21 protein-coding genes, 2 tRNA genes and 1 other RNA gene are annotated in these 23,935 nt (G+C 45.1%); 16 read left to right on the forward strand and 8 right to left on the reverse strand.

Annotation, left to right across the window (positions count from 1 at the left end; translation table 11 throughout):
- Positions 1 to 38: 38 nt before the first annotated feature.
- Positions 39 to 1,766: a hypothetical protein gene (locus NT141_02035; protein MCX6783825.1), complete on the reverse strand. Its 1,728-nt coding sequence runs from the start codon at positions 1,764 to 1,766 to the stop codon at positions 39 to 41.
- Here NT141_02035 and NT141_02040 point away from each other — a divergent pair.
- The 8 genes from NT141_02040 to NT141_02075 all read left to right on the forward strand — a co-directional run bounded on the left by NT141_02040 (position 1,747) and on the right by NT141_02075 (position 9,530).
- Positions 1,747 to 2,100: a hypothetical protein gene (locus NT141_02040; GenBank protein ID MCX6783826.1), complete on the forward strand. Its 354-nt coding sequence runs from the start codon at positions 1,747 to 1,749 to the stop codon at positions 2,098 to 2,100. The two genes, NT141_02035 and NT141_02040, sit on opposite strands and share 20 nt — an antisense overlap.
- Before the next feature lie 2 nt (positions 2,101 to 2,102).
- Entirely contained in the window at positions 2,103 to 3,053 is a 951-nt protein-coding gene (locus NT141_02045) for a pilin (protein ID MCX6783827.1), read from the forward strand.
- 3 nt (positions 3,054 to 3,056) lie between these two features.
- Positions 3,057 to 3,371, forward strand: a complete 315-nt coding sequence (locus NT141_02050; protein MCX6783828.1) for a hypothetical protein — start codon at positions 3,057 to 3,059, stop codon at positions 3,369 to 3,371.
- Positions 3,372 to 3,395: 24 nt separating this feature from the next.
- A complete protein-coding gene (locus NT141_02055; GenBank protein MCX6783829.1) occupies positions 3,396 to 3,665 on the forward strand; it encodes a hypothetical protein in 270 nt (89 codons plus the stop codon).
- A 110-nt stretch (positions 3,666 to 3,775) separates the two neighbouring features.
- Positions 3,776 to 4,129, forward strand: coding sequence for a hypothetical protein (locus NT141_02060; GenBank protein MCX6783830.1), 354 nt, complete (start codon positions 3,776 to 3,778; stop codon positions 4,127 to 4,129).
- A 63-nt stretch (positions 4,130 to 4,192) separates the two neighbouring features.
- Positions 4,193 to 4,501 carry a hypothetical protein gene (locus tag NT141_02065; protein MCX6783831.1) on the forward strand — a complete coding sequence of 103 codons (309 nt, stop codon included), beginning with the start codon at positions 4,193 to 4,195 and terminating at the stop codon, positions 4,499 to 4,501.
- Positions 4,502 to 4,577: 76 nt separating this feature from the next.
- A complete protein-coding gene (locus tag NT141_02070; protein MCX6783832.1) occupies positions 4,578 to 7,985 on the forward strand; it encodes a hypothetical protein in 3,408 nt (1,135 codons plus the stop codon).
- A 33-nt stretch (positions 7,986 to 8,018) separates the two neighbouring features.
- A complete protein-coding gene (locus NT141_02075; protein MCX6783833.1) occupies positions 8,019 to 9,530 on the forward strand; it encodes a hypothetical protein in 1,512 nt (503 codons plus the stop codon).
- 100 nt (positions 9,531 to 9,630) lie between these two features.
- Here NT141_02075 and NT141_02080 read toward each other — a convergent pair whose 3' ends face one another.
- The 3 genes from NT141_02080 to NT141_02090 all read right to left on the reverse strand — a co-directional run bounded on the left by NT141_02080 (position 9,631) and on the right by NT141_02090 (position 15,107).
- Positions 9,631 to 10,641 carry a hypothetical protein gene (locus NT141_02080; GenBank protein MCX6783834.1) on the reverse strand — a complete coding sequence of 337 codons (1,011 nt, stop codon included), beginning with the start codon at positions 10,639 to 10,641 and terminating at the stop codon, positions 9,631 to 9,633.
- Positions 10,641 to 14,177 (reverse strand): peptidoglycan DD-metalloendopeptidase family protein, encoded by a 3,537-nt coding sequence (locus tag NT141_02085; protein ID MCX6783835.1) that lies wholly within the window; start codon positions 14,175 to 14,177, stop codon positions 10,641 to 10,643. The genes NT141_02080 and NT141_02085 overlap by 1 nt, the downstream gene beginning before the upstream one ends.
- Before the next feature lie 189 nt (positions 14,178 to 14,366).
- Positions 14,367 to 15,107: a double zinc ribbon domain-containing protein gene (locus NT141_02090; protein ID MCX6783836.1), complete on the reverse strand. Its 741-nt coding sequence runs from the start codon at positions 15,105 to 15,107 to the stop codon at positions 14,367 to 14,369.
- A gap of 238 nt (positions 15,108 to 15,345) precedes the next feature.
- Here NT141_02090 and NT141_02095 point away from each other — a divergent pair, with 238 nt between their 5' ends.
- From NT141_02095 to ssrA, 3 genes are all read left to right on the forward strand, one after another.
- A complete protein-coding gene (locus NT141_02095) occupies positions 15,346 to 15,831 on the forward strand; it encodes a hypothetical protein (GenBank protein ID MCX6783837.1) in 486 nt (161 codons plus the stop codon).
- Between the two features lie 127 nt (positions 15,832 to 15,958).
- Positions 15,959 to 16,034: transfer RNA gene (locus tag NT141_02100), tRNA-Arg, on the forward strand.
- 59 nt (positions 16,035 to 16,093) lie between these two features.
- Positions 16,094 to 16,463: a transfer-messenger RNA gene (ssrA, locus tag NT141_02105) on the forward strand.
- Between the two features lie 157 nt (positions 16,464 to 16,620).
- Here ssrA and NT141_02110 read toward each other — a convergent pair.
- Complete coding sequence (locus NT141_02110; protein ID MCX6783838.1) at positions 16,621 to 17,481, reverse strand: RDD family protein; 861 nt, start codon at positions 17,479 to 17,481, stop codon at positions 16,621 to 16,623.
- The gene (locus tag NT141_02115; protein MCX6783839.1) at positions 17,478 to 18,431 is read right to left on the reverse strand and encodes a hypothetical protein; all 954 of its coding nucleotides are present in this window, start codon (positions 18,429 to 18,431) and stop codon (positions 17,478 to 17,480) included. The genes NT141_02110 and NT141_02115 overlap by 4 nt, the downstream gene beginning before the upstream one ends.
- A 61-nt stretch (positions 18,432 to 18,492) precedes the next feature.
- Between NT141_02115 and NT141_02120 the strand changes: the two genes are divergently transcribed.
- The 3 genes from NT141_02120 (at position 18,493) to NT141_02130 (ending at position 20,121) form a co-directional block, all read left to right on the forward strand.
- Positions 18,493 to 18,876 carry a hypothetical protein gene (locus NT141_02120; GenBank protein ID MCX6783840.1) on the forward strand — a complete coding sequence of 128 codons (384 nt, stop codon included), beginning with the start codon at positions 18,493 to 18,495 and terminating at the stop codon, positions 18,874 to 18,876.
- 227 nt (positions 18,877 to 19,103) lie between these two features.
- Positions 19,104 to 19,604, forward strand: coding sequence for a hypothetical protein (locus NT141_02125; GenBank protein ID MCX6783841.1), 501 nt, complete (start codon positions 19,104 to 19,106; stop codon positions 19,602 to 19,604).
- Positions 19,594 to 20,121 carry a hypothetical protein gene (locus tag NT141_02130; GenBank protein MCX6783842.1) on the forward strand — a complete coding sequence of 176 codons (528 nt, stop codon included), beginning with the start codon at positions 19,594 to 19,596 and terminating at the stop codon, positions 20,119 to 20,121. Before NT141_02125 ends, NT141_02130 begins: the two co-directional genes overlap by 11 nt.
- Before the next feature lie 123 nt (positions 20,122 to 20,244).
- Here the strand turns inward: NT141_02130 and NT141_02135 are convergent.
- A tRNA-Ser gene (locus NT141_02135) sits at positions 20,245 to 20,335 on the reverse strand.
- 41 nt (positions 20,336 to 20,376) lie between these two features.
- Here NT141_02135 and dnaG point away from each other — a divergent pair.
- Both dnaG and rpoD read left to right on the forward strand, forming a co-directional pair.
- A complete protein-coding gene (dnaG, locus tag NT141_02140) occupies positions 20,377 to 22,134 on the forward strand; it encodes a DNA primase (GenBank protein ID MCX6783843.1) in 1,758 nt (585 codons plus the stop codon).
- Positions 22,131 to 23,222: an RNA polymerase sigma factor RpoD gene (rpoD, locus tag NT141_02145; GenBank protein MCX6783844.1), complete on the forward strand. Its 1,092-nt coding sequence runs from the start codon at positions 22,131 to 22,133 to the stop codon at positions 23,220 to 23,222. Before dnaG ends, rpoD begins: the two co-directional genes overlap by 4 nt.
- Before the next feature lie 84 nt (positions 23,223 to 23,306).
- Here rpoD and NT141_02150 read toward each other — a convergent pair whose 3' ends face one another.
- Complete coding sequence (locus NT141_02150) at positions 23,307 to 23,888, reverse strand: hypothetical protein (GenBank protein ID MCX6783845.1); 582 nt, start codon at positions 23,886 to 23,888, stop codon at positions 23,307 to 23,309.
- Positions 23,889 to 23,935 lie beyond the last annotated feature (47 nt).

A 23,935-nucleotide genomic window follows, 5' to 3' on the forward strand; every position in this document is an offset into this window, starting at 1 on the left:
CGCTATCAATTTCACTAGGCTTTCAATTGTAGGATGTCTCACTTCACTTCAAACCAAGTGCTGTAAATCCAATCTTTCTCCGGGCTACGAACGTTAAAGGCGTAGCGAAAGCGGATGCCAGTGATCTCACCACTATCGATTGACCGGTTGGACCCTTCGGCTTTAACCCATTTGACTCGGGAACTGCTGCCTCCCATCGTCTCCACAGACACTGATTTAACGGCTTCGATTGGCGTCTTCCCCTCACTCTTCAGCATCGAGCGGACATCTTCCATTGACGTTTTGCTGCTGACCTTATCCAAATCCGACGGACTTAAAAGAGCGGTATTTAAAACGTCACCCATATCAATTTGTCCAATCTGGGTCCCCTCAGAACTATCCTTTTTTGGCGGAAAACTTTGGGTTTTCCAGGAATTACTCATGAGGGCACTCCAATTATTGTAGGGCGACATGGTGTCGTTAAAGTCTGTTGACCGAAGATAGGGATAAGCATCGTTAATAGAGCCTGAATCTTTATACTGCCGCGTATCGCTATTAAAAGCAAACGACGGTGTGTCGCCAATAGAATCGGTGTGCGGCCCGGAAGTCGAGAAGTAAAAAGCCCGAATTGGTTCGCCTGAATAAACCATAATTTTACCCCGAGTTTTATCGGCGGCGTCTTTTTTGGCCGTCCCGCCAATGTAAACTTGACAAGCTTGAGTGGTACAAATGGAACTGTTATTTATGGCATAAGTGCGAGCGGCAATGATTTGGACCCGATCCATGACGGCGGCAGCATCACTATTAATTGTCCGCCACACCGGATCGGTTTCGCCAATTCCGGCTAAATACTCGTCCTCAAAGTTCATGCTTCCATAACCCTCGACGTTAATCGAGTCTTTAGAGACGGTCTTAAAGTCGATATCGTGATAATAAAATTTAAGAATCCTTTCTTCGTCCCAACCTTGGGCGGCCAACATAAAAGCGCCCCATTGGCTCATGCCCACTCCATGCTCCGTCCCGTAACCACCAATGCGCCACGAGGGAGCACCGGAGGCATTTGGAGTATTTGGGCGGCCGGACCCAGATTCTTTAATATTCTGAACGGCCGACTGCTGCCAACTCATTTGACTGCTAATCTCGGCACTTAAGTCCGACAGTTTCTGACCAAGAATGGCTTCCTGAGCGGCATATTGTGACAAACGAGCCGAGGCTTCATTCGCCTGATTTTTAAGTTTGCTTTGCAAATTAGCTAAGGCTTGTTGTTGAGCCAGCAATTGATTTTTAATGGACAGGGCTTCCGCTTTGTTGGCCTCAAAATTAGTGATCTCGTCGTTAAGATTGGTAACAGTGGCGCGAACGTTGTTTAAAGTGACTTTAAAATAGATTAGACGCTCCGGCCATTCCTGCCAGGAATTAGAAGAAAATAAGAGGACCAAAGGAATGACTTCGCCCCGTTTGTAATAATCCAAAACCGCCGCGTCTCGCAAAGTTTCCTGTATTGCAATTTTGCCTTTGCGATCAGCCAAACTGGCTTCAATTTGAGTTAAAGTTGACAGCGTGGCCGTAATTTTAGCTTGCACTGCCGCAATTTGAGAGTCGGTTAAGCCCAGTTTGGTAGACAAATCTTTTAGTTCCACCGCCAAGTTGTCTTTATCGGATTTGAGTTTAGACAGTTGAGTGGCGGTACTTTGATAATCATCCAAAATTGAAGCCGAGGCAACATTTCCGTTGACAGAAAGCGCCAGAGACACTAGGATGATGGGAATGAAGAGAAACCACCGCATTGGTTTGATTATACCAACTATTTTGGCTTCCCAATTTTTACTGGCTCCCAAAGTTTTGGCCGCGGATATTGCCACTAACGACATCGGTAGTTTTGTGGGCGGTATCGCAGTCGCGGCAGTGGGTATTGGCGGTGGTGTCGCTCTACTTTTAATAATTATTGGTGGCCTCATGTTTTCTTTAAGTCGTGGCGATCAGGATAAAGTTCAAAAGGCTAAAGATATGATCACCAGCGCTATTGCAGGGCTGCTCTTAATAATCTTCGCGACTGTAATTCTTCGAGTCATCGGCGTTGATATCTTTGGTTTACCGGGAATGCCAGTCTTTAATTTCTAGTTATGAAATTTTTAAAAGTCTTTTTTTTGTGTTCGATTATCTCTGCAGCTCTAGTATTTTCAAGTCGACCTGTTTTGGCAGCTGCCGGAGACTGCGGAGCGGGCTCCTGTCCGGCTAATTATACCTGCCAAGCGACATCCAATCCGATATTTTGTTGCCCAGTTGCTACTCCGACTCTTACCGCTTGTGGCACCAGCTGCTGCGAAGTCGCTAATTGCTATCATCCGGCAATAGGTTTACCAACCTGCGTTAATACCAACACCAGTAACTTAAGCACCTGTGGAAGTAATCTCTGTGTCACACAAATTTGTTGTGATACAGGCACATTAGATAACTGTGTGCCATTACCAGCTGCCGGTTGTAGTCAGCGTCAACGGGTAAACGATGGCTGCGATAGCGACGGCGTTACCTGTCACCTAAAGCCTACCGACGCTTCGGTCCCCGCGCGGTTCATCACCGCGGCCGGTTCTGAGTGTGGTAATCACTTATGTGACCCCGGTGAGGCGTGTGAGTTTTCGATTGTCGCCGGAGGCGTACCTTTTACCTGCGATGGCAATGGCGGCACATCACCACTACCTGCTGGACAAACTTGCAACGCCACCTGTACACAAATTATTTCCAACGGCCAAGGTGGAGCGATTAGCGGCAATCCCTCAACGTATCATCTTGACACCACTGCCATCGGGGTCACCCCTAAATTCACAACGCTTGGTGGCATTACTTCTTTTGTCGTTAAGACAATGGTCGGGTTGGCTGGCGTGGCTTTTATGATCATGTTTTTGATCGGCGCCTTTAAGTTTGTGACTTCCCAAGGCGATAAAGCGGCTGTAGAGAGTGCCAAAGGCACGATTACCAGTGCTTTTATTGGCGTGGCCTTAACGGCGGCCTTATTTGCTATAATGACGCTGCTACAGAACGTTTTTGGCGTTTCGTTACTAAACATCACGACCTAAGTTATGAACTTAATTACTAAAGCCTACGCTGTTGTGATTGATCCTGGAATGATTGGGGTTAAAAATATTACCCCGGAATCGGGAATTATGATGGTCGTTAAAGCTCTAATTGGCGCTTGCGGCTTTGGCGCTTTTATTTTTTTAATAATCGGTGGCGTCAAATTTGTGGTCTCAGCGGGAGACAAAGGGGCCGTGGAAAGTGCTAAAAAGACAATTACCTTCGCCGTCATCGGCCTGGTCCTGGCCGCGGCCGCTTTTGCAATTGCCTCCTTGTTACAAAACGTATTAGGGATTAATATTCTAAATGTAACTATCTAAAAACAGGAGGTGACTTAATTTATTATGTTTTTAATCAAAGATCTATTAGTAAAAGCTGCGTATGCGGCACCAATTGATATTTTTAAAACTGCAGACGCTACCAGCGTTGACTTAAAAATTCAGAATGTTCAGACAGTAGTTTCTACCGGTATTAAAGCCCTAATCGGAGCCGCCGGTTTACTGTTCTTTGTGATGTTAGTCTGGGGTGGTATTCAATTCGTCACTTCTGGCGGCGATAAAGCTCAAGCTACCGCCGCTAAAGACCGAATTACTCACGCTTTATTGGCATCGTAATTGTGGCAGCCGCTTTCGCTATTGCCACGTTGCTCCAAAACGTCTTAGGAATTGGAATTACCGATTACAACATTAGTAATGCTTACTAAGGGAGGTGAATTGTTATAATTATGAATTTTTTAAATATAATCTCTGGTAAAGCTTTCGCTGAAAGTGTATTTGTAACCGGAAATAAAGCCACCGCTGTAGGCTTAAATATCTCCGACACCGGACTTCTGGTGTCCACAGCTATCAAAGCCTTAATCGGAGCCGCCGGTTTACTGTTCTTTGTGATGTTAGTCTGGGGTGGTATTCAATTCGTCACTTCTGGCGGCGATAAAGCTCAAGCTACCGCCGCTAAAGACCGAATTACTCACGCTCTTATTGGCATCGTAATTGTGGCAGCCGCTTTCGCTATTGCCACGTTGCTCCAAAACGTCTTAGGAATTGGAGTTACCAACTTCACGATCCAACAGGCTTACTAATCAAACGTTTCGCCCGGTAGCTAGGCAATCTAGCTACCGAAGCATCGTTAGATTTTTTAGTATATGGCTATATGCACAATTGGTGATCCACCCACTATAGATCAACTGGGCCCCTGCTTTGTAAGCATTATTAAGCTAGTGGTAGGTTTTGCTGGGGTGGCTACCGTAATTGTGTTTTTAATTGGCACCGTTCAGTACATCACTTCCCGCGGTGACAAAGAAGGCGTTACCGCGGCTAAGGGTACCCTCACCTACGCCATTATTGGCCTGGTGGTGGTCGCCGTCGCCTTTGGGCTAGTCAGTCTTATTGACCGAACTATTCTTGGTGGAACCAACACTCTTCTCAACTTCGACGTTCCCAGTATTCACTAAACTCCATTTGTCATTCCGGGCTTGACCCGGAATCCAGTAACTTCAGATTGATAATTAATTAGTTTATACTTACCTCATGCCCAAGCGAGTGTCGATAATATTGGAATTTTCATTATTATTAATTGCAATTATTATTCTAAAACCAACCCCCGCCTTTGCCGCTGCTCCGGATCCCGTGGCCTGCTTCACCAACGAAGATCCCACCTTTGGGGGCGTTACTCGAGGCAATTCTACCAGCTTTAATGTTCTATTGAACATGAAAATCACCGATTTCTACTGCGCCGCTCCTAACTGGCCCGTCGCTTCCGTTCTTGAAGGCAACGATGCCACGCATATGGATGTTGGCACTAACTGCCCGGCGGCCAATGATCCGGCAGTCCTGGCTAAAATCGTGGCCCAACTAAAAAGCCAAATCGAGAATGTTTCCTTAATCCCAGGTGCCATGACCAATCCCAGCGTTCTTAGTCAAGCCAATTTTCAGGGCGATACTACTTGGACGTTACTGCGACCGCCTAGTGATATTACTCCCAACAAAGTCAACAATATTACCGGCCAAACCGCTCTTAATACAGTGGGCACTTCCAAGATTTACTACGCCGCCTGCACCAACGTGCCCGAGGTGGGACCGGTCTGGTTTTCAATGGCTAAAGACGTCCCAGCTCCTCAGGGCAAAGTCCTACCCTCGTATCGTAAAGAAGCCGCCGCCTCTTTTTACCTGCAAAATTATTTGACCCAAGTGCCGGGTGACGATCCAATCATTAAAGAGCTTAAAAAGGAAACGCCGGTTTTTAATGACAATACTACCTCCGACCTTCTTCCCTTTCCAAAACTTAGCTTTCAGTTAGCCTCTCGAAAAATTGCCGAAAGCGATTATTTAATTTACTGGAAACTATGCGCCAAAAAGGGACCTGTGGACACAGTCAAAAAAAATATTTCATGCCAACTTAGTAATTTTATTACTGACATCGAGCACACCGATGTTAGCGGTGCGAAAAGTCTGGTCGCCGAAATTCCTAACGATGCTTGGGGCAAGAACACCGGCGATGACTTCACTTGCTTTACCACCGGCGATTTCGACACCCATCCTCTTAAAGTGACAGCAACCCCAGGCAGCAGCTACCCGCTTTCCGTCAAACTCATTGGCACGCCGATTGACGAAAACGTTTGTCAGAATAATGCGCAGCTCGATAGTGCCGTTTATCTCGACCCCAATAATCAATTGGCATACAGCGGTTATTCGACTACCCCTCACGTGGCCTTCTGTAATGGCGTCAACTCAACAGTCGTCAACAATACCAGTCAGAGCGTGTGTATTGGTGGAGACTGTCATGTGACGGCGATTGCCAAATTTTTTAACGACGCTTCCGCTAAAATCAGTGCTGTTTTTGACAATTGGATTCATCAACTCACTCCTACTACTACTTGGGGTGACGTAAATCCTGATTCCGCAGCGTCCTGTCAAAAGACAGCGGAAGATATTTGTAATGGCCCCAAAGGTCAAGGCGCTTCTGATAATCTAATCATCACCCAGTCCACGGACTTCAATTGGATTCAGGTGGATCCGGCCGCCAAACCGGTCGACAAAATAATTAAGGTTTTCGTTACCAACAATAGTAAAAGGGATGCCACCCTTAATGTTTACAGCCAAGTTCTGGTCACTAGCGAAAGATCGCTCCCGGTAACAATTACCACCTCCAATGCCGCGGGAAGCCAAAATAGTCCTCAAATTGCCGTTTACGGAAACACTATTTACTGGAATGGCCTGATCGTCCCCGCAAATGGCGTCACTACTGAACTTGATTATCACGTTAGCGTGACTGCAATAAACTCCGGAACTATTTCAGCTACTTCTGGTGTCAGTGGTGATATTTATAAAACTGTCACTTTTTATAGTGACACTAACTTTGCTTGTCAGAAAGTCGCTGGAGTTGGTACAAATTCCTGTGATCCTAAAAATAATGACGCCGACTGTAGCGCTAAGCACCTAGCATGTAATAACGGCACCGGTATCTGTGAGTTAGTAAACGGCGCCGGTACTAATACTTGTTTAACTAATTCCCAATGTAAAGACGACAAGCGACATCTTGACTGTGTAGGTAACGCCTGTGTGGCTGTGCAGGGGACTGGGGTAGATAATTGTAATCGTTTGGCGAGTTGTAATACTACTACCCATACCGGTTGTAGCCTCGATTCGGCAAACCCAACTTGCGCGAGTTTTACTTATGTTGGTCCTAATAAACCAACCAATAATTGCAGTATCAGTGGTAATAGCGGATGCGACGGTGCTAACTCCTCAAGTTTTCATATGGAGTGCAGCAGCGTCGGTAAACCCGAGCCTAGAGATGTTTCGCAGCCCGAATCGACTTCCACGCAGTCCGGCTTAATTACCGTTTCCAGTACCAACGCTTCTGACGATGAAAACTTATGTGTGAAGATTGCGAAAATCGTCTGCTATATAACCACTATGCCGTCCCTAATGAGCGGTTACTCCTACACCCAACCTCTAGAGGTTAAAGTTTATCCGTACCCGGAGGCTTCATATACTCAAGGCATAGACACGCAAGCCGCCAGCCCTAAGGATGGTCTTTTTAATCTCTTCTACGCGCCTGGACAAGATAACAAAATCGCCGCTTTAAGCGAAAAGGATGTTGACGCCAAAGCCGGATTAAATACTAATATAAACGGTAACAGCCCCGCCACCGACGCTTCGATTAAAGGCAGCCAACAGACCCTGTCGCCTTTGAAGTATCTGCAGAAAAATGCCCTCTGCCCTCCCGGTCAAGAGGCAACCTGCCCCGATATGCCCCAAACTGTCAACGAGGCGATGCCAACTGACGGGAGCATTCCACCTCCCGATACTCCACCGCTACCAGGACCAGTTGTTCCCGGCGCCAACGTTGGCTTCAGCGTTCCAGCTTGCACCGGAGGCAATGACGTGGCCATTTCCCAGCGTTCGACCTACACCCAAAATATATTAGCCCAAGCCGCAGCAGCCGAGGGCGTTCCAGTGAGTTTATTAACAGCTATTTTGACCGTCGAAAGCGGTAACGACGCTCTAATCTCCGCCAACGGGACCGCCCCCGTCTGCGTTACTTCTGTTTGTAGTGCTCGCGGCTGGTTTCAAATCACTAGCGGCTATCAAAATGTGGATTGTAGTGAGTGCAGCGCTTGGTGCTGTGATTACAATAATGACAGCATTAAAGAAGCGGTGTGCTTAGAATCTAGAAGCGCTTTTGATCCCCCCGGAAATTTTGACCTCTGCAACCCAGCCCAGTCCGCCATCGCCGCTGCTAAAGTTTTAAAGGCTAAGATGGGTGTCGATGGTACACACGTGTGGACGATCGATGATGCCTGTGTAGCTGCTGCTCGCTACTTTGGAGCGGATAGCTCAGCCTGTGAAACCAGTGGTGGTTATTATCCGCGCCTTGCTAACTGTACTTATGGCGGATTTGTAAAAAAGTTTGTGAATATTACCGGACTTTAGGCAGTTAGGGCGCTACTATGCTAAAATAACCTCGTGAAACCAGCCACAACTACCGCCAAAATAATAGCCCTTATCACCCTTACCGCCTTTATCACCCTTATTAACACCACCCCTACAAATGCGGAGACGATAAGCTGCGGTGAAGTGGTGCCTACCACTGGTGCTGGGGCCGCTAAAAGCCCTTCCCAATATTTTGAAGTTTCAGTACCGGCCAGCTTTGGTATGTCTGAAGAAGATATTAGAAAGTCAGCCGAAGAAAAGTTAACCCGAGAAATTACCGTGGCTCAAGATAAATACTCAACTCCCAAAGCCGCCAGTCTCTCCCAAAAATATGAAGACATGCGCTTTGTGTTGCAGCCGCCAATGAATCCCACCGTCAACAGCTCTGCGCAAGGCATGAGTAAGGCCACGGAATATATAACCGCCTGCGAAGAAGGCACTACTAATTGGTTTTATATTGAGAGCCAGGGCATTGAAGGGCAAATTAGTAAGGATTTCACCCTGGCCGATAAGGCCACACAGCCCCTCAATGATTATTTAATTCATCTACCGCTGTCGCCAACCAGAGTTGAAGAAGTAAATTCCAGCCAAGGGGCCGCCGCTCACTATTTTTTGGACCAACCCGACAGCGGAATTCCCAAGATGTCACTGATTCTGCGACCAAGGATCGAAGACACTGATAGTTATAACGTTTATTGGGATCTGTGCGTGACACCTCCCAACCCCTACGACGCGAGTAATAGGGTCAGTTGCCCTTTTGAAGAGTTTGTGACCGAATTATCGACGAGTACCGGTGACACGCAGTCGATCGTTCCTGGAGCCTATACCAGCTTTGACGGCTCGATCGTTAACTGGGGAAATAGCCAAAGTGCCATGTGTGTAAGTTCCGAGACGCTAAAACTATCACCCTTTAAAGTTGCTAAAGGCCAAGGAGTGAGCGTGACGGCTAAGATTTTCGGTCGGCCGAGTGAAGCCAAAAGAGATACTTGCGTTGATAACGCCGCCGAAGTAACAGCCAACGCCTTTGCCTCGATTGATGGTGTGACCAAAAGTGAACATAGTCAAGCAGCCACCAAAGTGATGTGCCCCGGCGTCTATACCCCGGCCGGCCGGATTTTTAAACCGGAAGACCACTGCATTGCTGGTGTTTGTAAAATCGACCCGGCTATTCACACTGTTCAATCAATTACCGGAAACCTATGGGCCTGGCTTCAAAGTGCCCTTAGTAACTGCAACTCCGTCGCCGAGTGTATTGCCAAAATCCTCGTCCAAGACACTCGTAAATACTATGTTTATTTTTATAACGCTGGGGGCAATTACGGAGCCATCAATAGCAGTGCTACCAATACCGGCGTTCAGTCCGGTTTTAATCAGTTATTTCGCCCACCTCAAGATGAATTTTCCAGTATCTTTGCCGAGGAACCAGCCGGCGATAACAACCACTTAAGCCACAACACGCCAATTAAGTCGGACTACACCAAAGTGCAGACGTATTTAACCCCACCGGGACAAAGTTTCCTCACAGATAAATCAGAAATGCGTTAATCGTTGAGGACGAGGCATGCCTCGTCCCTACACTTATCGTCAGGAGGCCTCCTTTAGATTTGTAGGGACGACCCATGGGTCGTCCTCGATGATTCCGCTTTTATTGCAACGCCTTGACGAAATATACAGCCGTCGTCGACCGCCCATCCGCCAACGTCACCGTCCCACTAAACGCATATACCGGTTCCAAATACGTACCTCCCTTACGAGTTTCCAGATACTCAAGTTTAACGTCAGTGAAACTGGCGGCATTAATTCCCGCCACCATCGCCAAACTATCTCCTACAATTCCCAAAGTCGCGAGAGTCGCCCGTCCAGCCTTTAAGTCTTCCAAAGCCGTTTCGATCGTCTTTAAAGGATAAACCCCAAAACTACCGTCACCATTTTGCAGCAAATGATAGTAAAACTTACCGGAAATTAGACCGTCATTTTGCCAACCAAAAGTTATCAGGGTTTCGTCACCAGGCAAACTGGTTACCGGCACATTATTAACGATTCGCAGCACATTAAAATCGCCGGTTGGCGTATTTAAAGGCTGGTCGAAACTTAAATCAGGATAATTTAAATCCAGTGATTTTAATAGATTCTGCAGCACTTCGGTCTTTGAAGAAGCCTCCCCGCCAAATGACGCGATATCGCGAGGCTGCGCCAAGTTAAAAATAAAGCCATCGCTTACGGAATCGTAAAATAGATAATTGCCTTTTTCCTGCCACGTCTGACCCCCAAAAGTCGGTTTTGACTTAACCGTAAAACCTAATTTGACCGCCAATTTGTCTAGGGTGGACGGGGTTAAAACAGCTGTTTGCCCAAAGCGATAGACTCGAGCGGTCGCTGGAAACTTTAAAGTCGCTGTATCAATAAAGCTCTGCATGGCTGAAGGAGTGGCTCCCGGAATCGGGCTCGGTGGTAAAGAAATGACCGGCAGCGAGCCGAAAGTTTGGCTAACAGGCTCGCTAGGCACGGTAGTTGAAGTTGCCGGGGTCGTTGGTGCCGAGCTGCGCGAGGCCAACAAAAAGATGATTAAACCAATCCCGACAGCGCTAATAATGGCAATGGCCAGGATTTTATTATTCGCATAAAACTCTTTAAAAGCGGCAATATATTTATCCATTAAGAACCTCCACTACAAACCGCAGCCGTCGAATTAACATAAGTTTCCGGGCAGACGCGGCTACCACTCGGATCAAAGATTTCATAATGTAAATGGTACCCCGTGGAATAACCGGTTGATCCGGTTTTACCAACAATGCCGCCAATTCCCACATGCCAACAAGAACCCGTTGGCTTTCCGGGCATATAGCCGCTACCGGAATCACCGGCAATCGGTTGAAGGTGGGCGTAACGAGTGCGGTAACCGCCATCACCGGTAATATCAATATACACACCGTAAGGTAAATTGTTATTGTTTTCGGTGGAAACGGCGTAACGACAAGCATTTCCCGCGATTAAAGCGTGGATCTCTGTGCCATCGCCGTAAGGTAAGTCGACGGCCAGCAACCCCTCACTACCCTGATGCCAGGAACAGCCAAAAGTGACAGAGGCTGCCCCATCAGGCAAGCCACATGGCGCTATTTCCGCCGGCGTCCCCACTTTTATAACGGCGGTGGCGCTGTTACTCACACTCGCCCCCGAAATTGTGCCGGTGGCCGTCACCGTAGCAACAATAAAACGACTAGTGGTCGTGTACACTGTCATATTACAAGTATAGGTGATGCTGGCTCCTGCGGCCAGAGTCCCGGACCCAAAAGAAATATTCCCGCCGGATTCGGTGCCACTGGGCGTACAGGAACCGTAGCTAACGCCATGGCCTGGTTGATAATTGTAATTAACGTTTAAACCGATAAGTTCGCTGCTACTGATATTAGTCACCTTTATGGTGTAAACAACAGCGGGACTGGAGTTTAAAGTTATAATTGGGCGGTCCACCGACATCTCTACTTTTAGATTAGGTGACGCCGCCCCCGCATCCGCCCCGCCGTGAGCGTTAAAATTCGCCCCGCCAATTACCCCCATCGCGCCAAAAAGTAGTAGTGGGAATAGACATCCCACCGCGCAACAACCACAACTAACCACTTTTATATTTTCCCCGGAACTCATGAAGCCGTAATCGGTAAATACGGTCATTTTAAAAGGTCGCCAATAAAAAGCTGCCGCTTTTGACACCGGCCCCTTAATCGCACTCCAAATCTTCCCTAAAAGTTTTTGGCCAATCCACGCCAAAACAGCGGTGATAATTGGACCTAAAACAGGAAGGGCATTAGATAACGCTTCGATTCCGCCTAATATAGCCCCCAAAACTGCTTTTAAAGCCACTTTAAGTGCACCTTTAAGACCTAGCTTAAGTGCCATTTTGGCCCCAGAAGAAATAAGTCTTGTCTTTAACAGTAAAGCCCAAGCCTTAGGATCCGCCGCAGCTGATTTTACCCAGCCACCTCTAAAAAAATTGATGGGACCCTTCAGCCACGGAACTCTTTTAAAGAGCGCCTCGAAGGCCACGCTTTGAAGATGATCTAAATTTTTACCGACTGAAGATACGGCCCCAATATATTTCTTAGCCAATCCATGAGAATCGATATCTTCCCAAAATTTAGCGAATTTGGTTAAATCAGAAACGCTGCCAGTAGCATCAATAATACCGTGGCTAGTTAGAAATGCCTTAATTTGCGGGTTTTTAGCTAAAAAGGTAGCTAATTCCCCCGCTGTAAGACCGGCCACATCACGAGTCATCCCAGGAGCTTGACTAACAGACCGACCAATAACAGCCTGAAGAACATCAATACTCCCTGGAGCCCCTGAAAGAATTCCATTGATTTCTGCGGCACTTACTAATGGAAGATTAGTAGAAGGATCAATTATAGAGGCTGCTTTCTGTAAGAAGTTAACTACTTTCCAATCGGTGTCAGCAAAACCTAAAGCGCTACTTACTTTACCGGCAGTTAGCTTAATTGTTCTCTTAGCGACATCTTTATATTCTTTTTTGACGGGATCCCAGGTAGAGGCTCCGAAAGCGTCGAATTTATCAATTACATGTATGTATCCAAAATTCTCGGTGTCAATTAAACCAAATGATAACCTATTTACAACATTCGCTAATTTGGGATGATCCGCAACTGCTTTAGTTAATTTGTAGAATGGCTGCCAACCGGTTATATCTGTGTCATCAAATCCATTTAGCAACCCGAATGTTTTTACCTTCTTCATTGCAAAACTAACGTAGTCTGCTGGGCTTAAGTACTTGGCGTATTGGGAAATGCCAGGAATATATTTGGCGACCCTGGTACCCCAAACAAAAAACTTAAAAAAAGATTTTGAATCAACTGCTTCTAAAAAGTCTGTCGCGGTACTTTGAGTTTCACGATAATTAACTAACTTCACCCAAGTCACCATCCGAGTTGCTTCAGTTGCAGACAAGCCTAGATCAGTCAAATATTGCGTACCACCCTTCAACACATCCTTCCACGTTTGATCAACATTTTTATACATCTCCTGATACTCTTTCTCTTTTTCCCAGAATTTATCTCTCGCCGCTTTAAGGTCAGGGTTGGTCATACTGGCCGCGGCGGCCGCCCCAATAACCAGTGGTTGGGGTACAAACGGAACCGCTAGGACACCTAACCCAGCAGTCGCGGGACTCATGCTACTTAGCCCTTTATTAAACCTATCTTGTATTTTCCCTTTGGTACTTATGTCAAATCTTAAGTTGTCCCACTTTCTTCCTTGAATATCCCCACTAAAAGGATGAAAAACACCACCGGAATCGGTATAACCGGTTTGTACTACACCGCTTGTGTCTGTATAAGAATACGTAACCGTCTGAGTTGGTGGAGCCACAGCAAAAGGATCTACTTTATCCGCTACCTCTATTGCTGACCCTTGAAGATTCTGCCAACGCAATGCAGCCGCTTGAACAGCCGGATTAGGAGAGGCTAACATGCTGGTTAAATTAGCCGCATTTATTTGGGCGTTAATAGAATCCAATAAATCAACTTGAAGATCTTGGTAATTCTTTAAACGGCTAGGGCGACTACCGCGAGTTATTCCCCATTTCTGAATATCGTTAGCCACTTTCTTGTACATGTCGGTTCCGTTAACTATTACAGAAGCTGAAGAGCTGATAGCCCCAGTAACAGGATCTTCTACAACTAAACCTTTACCACCGATACCGTGATTCTCACCTTTAACTAAAGGCTGCCAAAAATACTCCAGCTCTGCAACTGCTTCTAGATCTTCCGTGTTAACTACTGCTTTCCACCAATTATCTGCAGTTTTTTCTAAAACTTTCTCAGGGTCATCTAACCAATCTTTTAAATTTAGGGAGAGTGGGGTGCCCGCAGCTCCTGGGAGGTCCCTGAGTTCTTGTTTAGTAGTTTCTACATCAATATCCTTCTCACGATCACCTTCAGGGTTATAGCGAGCGCTCAAGAAGCGGTTTATATCTGCACCTAAATTTTTATAAACTTTAGCCGGATAAGTACCAATATTTAAATCGTCTATAAAAGCGTCAAAATCGCCCTCGTCTAAAAGTCCACCCCCGTACTCATAAGGCTCCCATTCTTTTACGTAGCCTCGAGCAATCGGTTTTCTACCTTTTGGGGGAACTTTTTTAAAACTCCGGCCTGGGCCTCGCTTCTTTTTGGGTGGTGGCATATGTGAGTAGTTTAGTGTAAATAGAGCAAATTGTCACCGATCATCCGTCATTCTGAACTTGATTCAGAATCCAGTAACAGTAAATGAATTTGAAATTCTAAATTTGAAATTTGAAATTGTAAATTATCTACAGAGGAACTTTGAGGCTTTGTAAATCTTTATCTAAGGCGTTTAGATCGGCGTCTGGCGTCAATCTTTGGCTAGCGATAAACACCACACTTGCCCGCAACCGGCTTCTTTTAAAGCTTTCGCGGCGGAAAGGAAAGTGGCCCCGGTCGTACAGACATCGTCAATCAGAAGAATGTCCTTGTCGACTAGTTTTGACGTGACCTGCGACCGGACTTTAAAAGCCCCGCTAACATTTTGGTGACGTTCTTCCCTCTTCAATCTGGTTTGGGTTTTAGTATTCTTGATCCGCAATAGGGATTTGACGTCTAAAGTTAAACCAAAGTATGTAACGAGAGAGCGGGCAATTAGTTCCGAAACATTAAAACCACGGATCATCCGCCGTCGCCAATGTAAAGGAATCGGGATAACGATGGTTTCAGGACCGAATGACACTCCTTTATCGACTAATTCCGACCAGGCGATTGGCAGTAATTCCTGAAGAGAATTAAAGGCGTATGGCGAATATTTGGCCTTTTGGAGGATTTTCGAAAACGGCCGTTTGTAAGTATAAATCGACAGGAATTTTTCCGGTGTAAATTGCGTCGCGCATTGACGATGCGTGTGACCTTTTACTGAGGCCTTGTCGCATTTTAAACATACGTTATCACTGCAGAATTTAAGATCACGCTGGCAATCGCCGCAAACAAACTGACCCCTCTTCCCGCAACCGCCACAACGAATTGGAAATAATAAATCTCCAATAACTTTCAAGAAGTTATCCACAGTGGTTGTTGTGCTTGTCATTACTGCTTTTAGCGACATATATGGCTTGTAGTTGTTTGCTCGCTAGGCTCGTAGTTTACGTGCAGAATTCTAATTTTCAATTTGCAATTCGAAATATACGCTCGCTCGGCTCGCTACCAATTATCGTGACGATAATTGTTGAAAATGCTTAAAAATTGAATTCAACAATTTGCCACAAATTGGTAGTGAACAAAGTGAACGTTTATTTTAAATTGTAAATTTCAAAAGTATAATCTAAACCAGGAGGTGATTTTAATTGGAAATAACTGCCTTAAAGTGGTCGGCCCCCAGTCGGCCTTTTAAGAAATTAAATAAAAAATACTACTCAACAATTGGAATTTTAGTACTAGCTGCCTGCTTGGTCTTTTTGGCGGCCGGTCAATTTGCGCTCATTGCTGTGCTATTTGCGGTGTTATTTGCCAACTACGTCCTGGCTAACGTTGAGCCTGGGATAATTCATCACGAAATTAATGACCGCGGCATCAGCTATGACGGCACTATTTACCTGTGGGACGACTTAAAAAGCTTTGGCTTTAAACATAAAGATGGCTATACTTTGCTTTTAGTTAACACTAAAGCCATGTTCCCCGGTCAACTTACGCTAATATTGCAGCAAATTGACTTAGAAGAAGTGAAGCAAGTGCTAATAACTCATTTGCCTTTTGAAGAACGCTTAAGCAATCCCACCTTCTTTGAGAAGATCAGCCACCGCTTCTCAACCATGCTCGCGCTCGACAAATAAGGCTTTTGAGGGTATAACCACTTTGTCATTCCGGGCTTGACCCGGAATCCAGTAACCGGTTAAAATTTTCAATCGATTTTTAAATATTGATTAAAAATTAAGAATTAAAAATTAAAAATTCCGATCTGCGCTCGTAGCTTAATGGATAGAGCATTAGCTTGCGGAGCTAACGGTTGCGCGTTCGAATCGCGCCGAGCGCACCACGTTTTTTGACTACCATCTAAAAAAGGCGTATAATGGTTCCCAGGCACTTTAAAAACATGGGGACGACGGGTCTAGACTAGATTCTGTCGATTACCTGTTGCAAGCCCAGCCAAGTTAACTGGTAAAACTGACTTAAAACATAATTGCTGACAAAACAGCTACTGTTCCCGCTTACGCCTACGCTAACGTGTATGCTTAAGTTTTCGAACCGTTCTTAAGAGTGATTTTTCCTAGGTGATCGCTTAAGGGCGTAATAAAATCTGGGATCGGGGGTTCTACCGGTGAGTAGAACTTTTTAGGCATTATTCACCACTGGCTTACTTTGTTTGTTGATTTAAAGGAGTAAGTTTTATCTAAAAATCATCTATGCTTGTAGATACGGGAGTCAAAGCTTTAGGACGAGGGTTCAACTCCCTCCGTCTCCACCAAAAAATCTTAGTGAAGTGCCTTAGTAGGCACTGAACTTAGAGTTTTTGAGTGCCCTCCGTAGCTTTAGCGGAGGAGGGCGGGTGTAAAACTAAACTTAAGAAAAAAAAGAAAATCCTCCACTCGGGGGATTTTTTAGTTTCTTAAGACTTGTGATCCTTATGTCCGACTATCTCGCCAAATCACCTCGCAGTTTTGCTTCAGCATATTAAAATTACTACATTTTCCATCCCCCTGGCCGGTAAAACCACCATCAGGAGAACAAATCATCTTTCCATTAAAATCATAAACTCGGCTCGGAACGTCACAACAGTGAGCCGGCTGATAAATCACAGTTTGACCGTTGTACAGGCATTTTAACAGTGCCGCTGGTGGGTTGGCCACCGGAGCAGCCGCTTCGGAAGCAATCAGATTTGTAAGCCACGGCGACTGCGGTGTTTGATTTTTTCCAGGAAAGGTACTTTCTATTTTTAGAACTAATTTCCCCAAGTCATCTCTTAACACTTGATTGTTTACTAAACTTTGATAACTCCCATACCAACCACCAACGTTCGTCACTAAAAGTACCAGCACCACCAAAATTCCCAGCGGCCATAGTGGGCGTTTTCGAACCACTGAAGAACCAACTAACAAATCGTGCCAAGCCAAACGTTCCTTTCGCAAGGTCCAAAAGAAGCCCAAGCAAAAAAGGGCGGCCGACAGAACATACCCTACTGTATAACGAAGCAGTGACGTTGCTAAAGACAGATGTTTATTGTCGATGTCACAAATTTCTATCCCCACCAAAAGCTTTCCTAAAGTGCCGCCAAAGAAATGCGTAAATAAAACCCGATAAACCAGGACTAACCCGATATCGTTAAGAATCACAATTCCAAAAATAGTTAGAGAGCTGGTAAGGAGCTTTACTAAATTTGGCTGATTTAGAAAAACTAAATAAAACGCCCCCATATTTATAAGGCCAAAAAGTAAGGCGTCAATTATTCGGGCCAAGAGCCGTTCCCAAAAAGTGGCTTTGATCATTTAACCTCCTTAGGTTCCTTCAAATCTTTAAAAAGCGTTGACCAAGTAGCATATTTAAAAGCGGTGAAGATGCCCAGCCCTAGCGTCACGATGGTCAAAAGAGCCAGTCCCAAAATCACAAATACCGGTATCAGTAGCCAACCAACGACTGGTATCAAACTAAAAACTATTAAAATCAAAATGACTACGGTCGAAATTGGTACGAGTACGCACCCCAGACCACAACCCAGTAAAGTGTTAACAAGACCAATCAGCAAGGTCGACGACAAATTCTTCCAAAACATTTTAAAACCCTCTTTAAAGGCCGCCCACCAGCCTAAATTATGAATAACGATTAAGCGTTCGCCCCACAAACTAGCCACACCAGTAAAGAAACCGCCGATCACAACAGCCAGTATCCCCGAAATCAGAACCAAAAATCCGAGGAAGGTTGCCTGTCGTGAAACAATTAGAATTGCCCCAATTCCCCCAATTGCCCCTAAAGCAAAGAGGAGCAGAAGTTTCGGGAGAAAGCTCAGGGCCGCCAAACTCTTCCAACTTTTTTTACCCCAATGAGAAATTTCCGGAAAACCAACTTTAGTGCCGTTAAGTGCTTCATAGGTGCCTCCAATTAGGGCCCCGACCGCGAAACTGCGAATTAATAAAGCGACGGCGATACCAACCACAATCGCGATGACGACGGCGACAGCGACAAAGACCCAAGTCGTCATTGGAATCTGTTTAAGCAAACCTAAGATGATATTGCTTAAAGATGAAAATGTTGATTCAACATTCTTAAGTGACGCTGACGCTGATGAAGAACCGGTCTGTGACTTACCAAAATTACTAAAATTACCACCGGAAAATCCAGTCCCGCCGGTCACCGCCATGACGAGGACCCCAATTACCCACAGGACTTTATTGTTCTTAACCGCTTGCCAAGCGCGTTTATAAACACTACCTAAATCCATATCTATATATTATAACGAAACTTAATGATTTTTTCATGTCCTTCAGGTAGAATGACTAAACATGAAAAAGACTACTATTTTACTTGTTATTGCTTTAGGTTTAGTTATCGCTGGCTGGTTTTTATTGAGATCAAAAGGGAGTAGCACTCCGTCAAAGAATAGTGAAGCTTCCTCGTCTGCGATGATCCTTTTCTACGGTGACGGCTGCCCCCATTGCAAGAACGTTGATGATTTTGTAGCTACCGTTCCCAACCTTCAAAATAAATTAGGTTACAGTCACAAAGAAGTTTTTCTGAATAAAGACAACGCCGCCACAATGCTGGACAAAGCCAAGACTTGCAAGCTGGACACGACTCAAGGCATGGGCGTGCCATTCCTGTGGACGGGATCGGCCTGTGTTGAAGGAGACACTGATATAATTAATTTCTTTAAGAGCAAATTGTAAAAAACATGTCATTCCGGCCCCGGAGCCGGAATCCAGTAACTTCCGATTTTAGTTATCAGTTCTCGGTTGTCGGTTGTCAGAATTTAGTTGCCCAGTTTTCAGTTTGTCGGTCAAATTGACTGATTAACAGACAACTGACAAACCAACATCTGAAAATAGAAAACTGAGAACAGATAACTTGATCGATTTACTGGATTCCGGGTCAAGCCCGGAATGACAATATTATTGTGTCATTTCTAATATCACTACTTTCAACAATCTCGACCCCAGCCTACGCCATCTGCCCCGTCTGCGTCGTGGCTGTGGGCGCCGGCATTGGACTCTCTCGCTATCTAGGTGTTGACGATACTATCACCGGACTCTGGGTCGGAGCTCTAATCGTTTCAATGATTGTAACCACGCTAGACTTTCTAAAGAAACGTCACTGGGTCTTTAAAGGCGTCGGAATCGTCATCACTCTTGGATATTACCTTCTCGTCATCATCCCACTCTACCTAAAAGATATCATTGGCCACCCTTTTAATAGGATTTTAGGAATCGACAAATTAGTTTTCGGAATTATCTTTGGGACTATGGCACTGATTGTTGGACCCAAAATCCACGCTTGGCTTAAAAGTCGACATGGCGATAAATCATATTTCCCCTTTCAGAAGGTCGCTGTCCCCGTCTCGCTCTTAATAATCTTAAGTGGTATATTTTATATATTCACTAAATTCTATGGAAGATAAAAATATTGACGCCTTAATTAAAAAAATAAACGATGCTAAAAAGCAAAATCCTCTGGACCTGTCGTCCGATGAGGATCTGTCGATTGCCATCATGAACCTGGTAAGTATAGAAGAACATCTATTCTTTACCGCCGAAAAAACTAATCAACCCAATTATTATGACCTCTTAAACGAGGTTCGCGAAATCAGAAAGTCGCTCCTAGCCAAGATTGTGACCAATCCTAAGGGAGAGGAATGGTGCATCAGCAAACATCTGCTGGCCTCCTCGATGCGGCTGATGGAAGTTGGTACCAAGCAGCTTTCTAAAGGTAATAAAGATGAGGCCTACGACCTATTTCGCAAAGCCTACGACCTGTATTCCATGTTTTGGGGGATTAATTTAAAAGTGATTCAACCCTCAGAAGTAAAGAAAATTGACGAAACGGCCATTAGCAAATCCGACCCCACCCCATCTGCCGGTTTCACCGGCAAACTCGGCGACCTCGTCCGCAGAGCCATTAATTGCTGTATCGAGTAAACACCTCCGTAATTATGTCATTCCGGGCTTGACCCGGAATCCAGTAACCGAAAATTACATGTAGAGACGCAGCATGCTGTGTCTCTACAATTATTTTTGGCTGCGCCACGTTAGATCTTTACGTGGCGGAGGGGGTGGGATTCGAACCCACGTGCCCCTTGCGGGACGCTTAGTTTTCGAGACTAGCCCATTGTGACCACTTTGGTACCCCTCCGCGTAACCTGTATTTTAGCACTGATCTGCTAAAATGAGGCCATGGATACGAAGGAATCACCCATTAAAGAAATTAAATCGAAGATTTCAATTGTTGATCTTGTCTCTTCCTACGTCCCCCTAAAAAAATCCGGCCGAAATTACAAGGGCTTATGCCCTTTTCACAACGAGAAGACCCCATCTTTCATGGTCAACCCCGATCTTGGCATGTTTAAATGTTTCGGTTGCGACGCCCACGGCGATCAGTTTGAGTTTATTCAGCAAGTCGAAGGAGTGGATTTTCCGGAAGCCTTAAAGATTTTAGGCCAAAAGACGGGAGTGGAAGTTAAGAACTTTAAAAGTTCCGAGGACGCAACTCGGTCATCGCAGCGTGACCGTTACCTCGCCATCAACAGCCAAGCCGCCGAATTCTTTCACTTTATTTTAACCAAACATAAAATCGGAGCGGAAGCCTTAGAGTACCTTCATAAACGTGACGTTAGCGACACAACTATTAATGAGTTTAAACTCGGTTATGCCCCCAATTCCTGGCACAGTCTAGCCGATTTTCTAAACAAAAAAGGCAAACGGCCGGAAGAAATTATTGGCGTGGGCCTATCAATCCTCGGTGACAATGGCCGGGCGCATGATCGCTTCCGCGGCCGCGTCATGATCCCCTTCTTTAACTTAAGCAACGAAGTCATCGGCTTTACCGGGCGGACTCTGCTCCCGGGTGAAGAAGCCAAGTATGTTAATTCACCCGAGTCGCCGGTTTTTAGCAAGAGCAATTTTTTATTCGGTTTAAATGCCGCGCGTCTGGAAATTAAAAAAAGCGACCTGGCTATCATTGTGGAAGGCCAAATGGATTTTTTAACGCCTTTTCAAGCCGGTTTTAAAAACATTGTCGCTAGCGGCGGAACGGCATTGACACTGGGACAACTCAACCTGCTAGGACGATATACCAAAAACTTGGCCCTCTGTTTTGATGGTGACAAAGCTGGTGAAATGGCCATGCGGAGGGCGATTAACCTCTGCGAGGAAAAAGGCTTTAACGTTAAATTAATTATTTTGCCCAAAGAGTTTAAGGATCCGGATGAATGCGTCCGTCATGACCCGGAAATTTTTAAAAAAGCCGTCAATGATGCTTTAAACGCCTATGATTTTTACTTCGTTAGTGCCGCTAAAAGATTTGATTTAAATTCGGCCGTTGGCAAAAAAGAAGCTAGTAATTTTCTACTTCCGATCATTAAAGAAATCCCGAGTATCATTGAACAGGCTCACTACATTCAAAAAGCGGCCGACGTGCTTAAAGTGTTGCCGGAAGTTATTAGTCGCGCTTTACAATCAACCGCTGTTAAAGTTGATCGGGATTTTAAGGATGATCACCAAGCAATCAGTGTTAGCCGCGGAGTGGCTGGTCGGGAAGAATTTCTCCTATCGACGCTTCTCAAGGCCCCTATTAACGATATTTTGCCGATTATTGATGAACTTGCCAAAAAAGACTTTAGTGAAAATAATCAGAGCCGTTTTGAATACCTTAAAGAACACTTGCTGCTGGAACCCGATATGGATATAACGGAATTTGTGACCCAAAGCCTGGAACCGGATTATTGGCAAAACCTGTTATTGCTGGATAGTGGCGACTTTAAATTGGAAATACTGCTGGATTTGGTAAAGTATCTTAAAAAAGAGGCCCTTAATACTCGGCTGCGGGAACTGGGCGGTAAAATCAAGACCGCCGAAGTAGCCAGTGACAAAGATAAAGTGGCTGAATTGCGTTTGGAGAGCAAGGAAATATATGATAAAATCGGCTCATTATGAATATTTCTAAAATTCCGGGGTTAGAGAAGCTCATTACCAAAGGCAAGAAACAGGGCTACGTGACCCAAGAAGAAATATTTAAGATTTTCCCGGCCGCCGAGGACGACCTCGAAACCTTAGACGCCATGTATACCAAGCTCATAAGCCTTGGGATTGACGTTTTTGAGGACTTGGAAAGTGCTAAGGGCAAAGAAAGTAAAAAAGAAATTCTCTCCGAAAAAGAGCTCCAGTCGGCAGCGCCACTTGATAAAGCCGTCAGTAATGACCCGGTGCGGATGTACCTGCGGGAAATTGGCCGCGTGCCTCTAATTGATAAAGCCGGTGAAGTCGCTTTGGCTAAAAGAGTCGAAAAAAATGATCAGGAAGCCGTCCATGATCTGATTCGGGCTAATTTGCGGCTAGTCGTCTCCATTGCTAAAAAATACATGAACCGCGGCATGGTTTTCCTTGATTTAATTGAAGAGGGTAATTTGGGCTTAATGAGAGCTGTGCAAAAATTCGACTGGCGTCGTGGTTATAAATTTAGCACTTACGCAACTTGGTGGATTCGTCAAGCCATTACTCGGGCCATTGCCGACCAAGCCCGAACGATTCGAATTCCGGTCCACATGATTGAAACGATCAACAAATATCGCCGGGCCGAACGGGAACTATCTCAAAAACTGGAAAGAGAACCTAAAGTGGAAGAAATTGCTAAAGCGGCCGGTCTTGAGTTATTCCGAGCTAAAGAAATCGTTAAAATGCTCAACCAGGAGCCAACTTCTCTAGAAACGCCGGTTGGTAAAGAAGAAGATAGCCGCTTAAAAGAATTTATCCCGGATGATGATTTGTCGTCTTCCCCGGAAGCTTCGGCTAGCTTTGAGTTATTAAAAGAGCAATTAAAAGAAGTGCTGGACACTCTGGGTGAGCGGGAAAAGAAAGTGTTGCGGCTGCGCTTTGGGATTGACGATGGTCGTAACCGAACGCTGGAAGAAGTTGGTAAGCAGTTCGGGGTCACTCGGGAAAGAATTCGGCAGATTGAAGCTAAAGCTCTTCGCAAGTTACGGCACCCTAGTCGTGCGAAAAAACTCAGGGACTATCTAGCGTAATAAACCTTGTCATTCCGGGCTTGACCCGGAATCCAGTAACAACAAAACAACTGTAGGGGCGCCTTTTTGGCGCCCGCATTGAATCTAAATTTTATTGTCAATAAAAATATCTGCTGCACCATCAGGTCGATACTTATTAAAAAAGTCTCGGTCATTGGGCATAAATAAATTGTCCCATATATCTGCAATTTCTGTGTTGTTATCTTTAAGCAAGTCTCGATTTTTTCCAAACTTGGTGGCAAGTTCAAGTGATAAGTTAATCCAAATTTTAAAATCAAAATAAGATACTGTTTCTGGGTGGAAAATACTACAACCTTCGACTATTTGAAACATCTTCTTTTCCAAAGAAATAGTTATTTCAGCTTTTACACCTGGCCAAAAAGCACTATCGTAAATTATTGGCCAAATATTTTTCTTCGCAGGATCTATAACTTCTTCGATTAGCCTTTTTCGATTAAAATTACTCCAGTCGCTATCTCTACGCCACGGAAATTGGGAACTAAAGGAATCAATTGAAACAATATTACAATTACCTAATCTGTCTGCAAGTTCCCTTGCAAGCGTGCTTTTACCGGACCCACCGAAACCAGAGATACCAATAATATATAAATCTTTACCAGCACTTTCTGTAGTAATTTTTGTGATAGCTTCTGAAATATCAAACATGCTTAAATTATATACGCTCAAAAATCTTAAATAATTGCGGGCGGGAA

The organism is candidate division WWE3 bacterium, from assembly GCA_026396615.1.
Taxonomy (GTDB): domain Bacteria; phylum Patescibacteriota; class WWE3; order JAPLWK01; family JAPLWK01; genus JAPLWK01.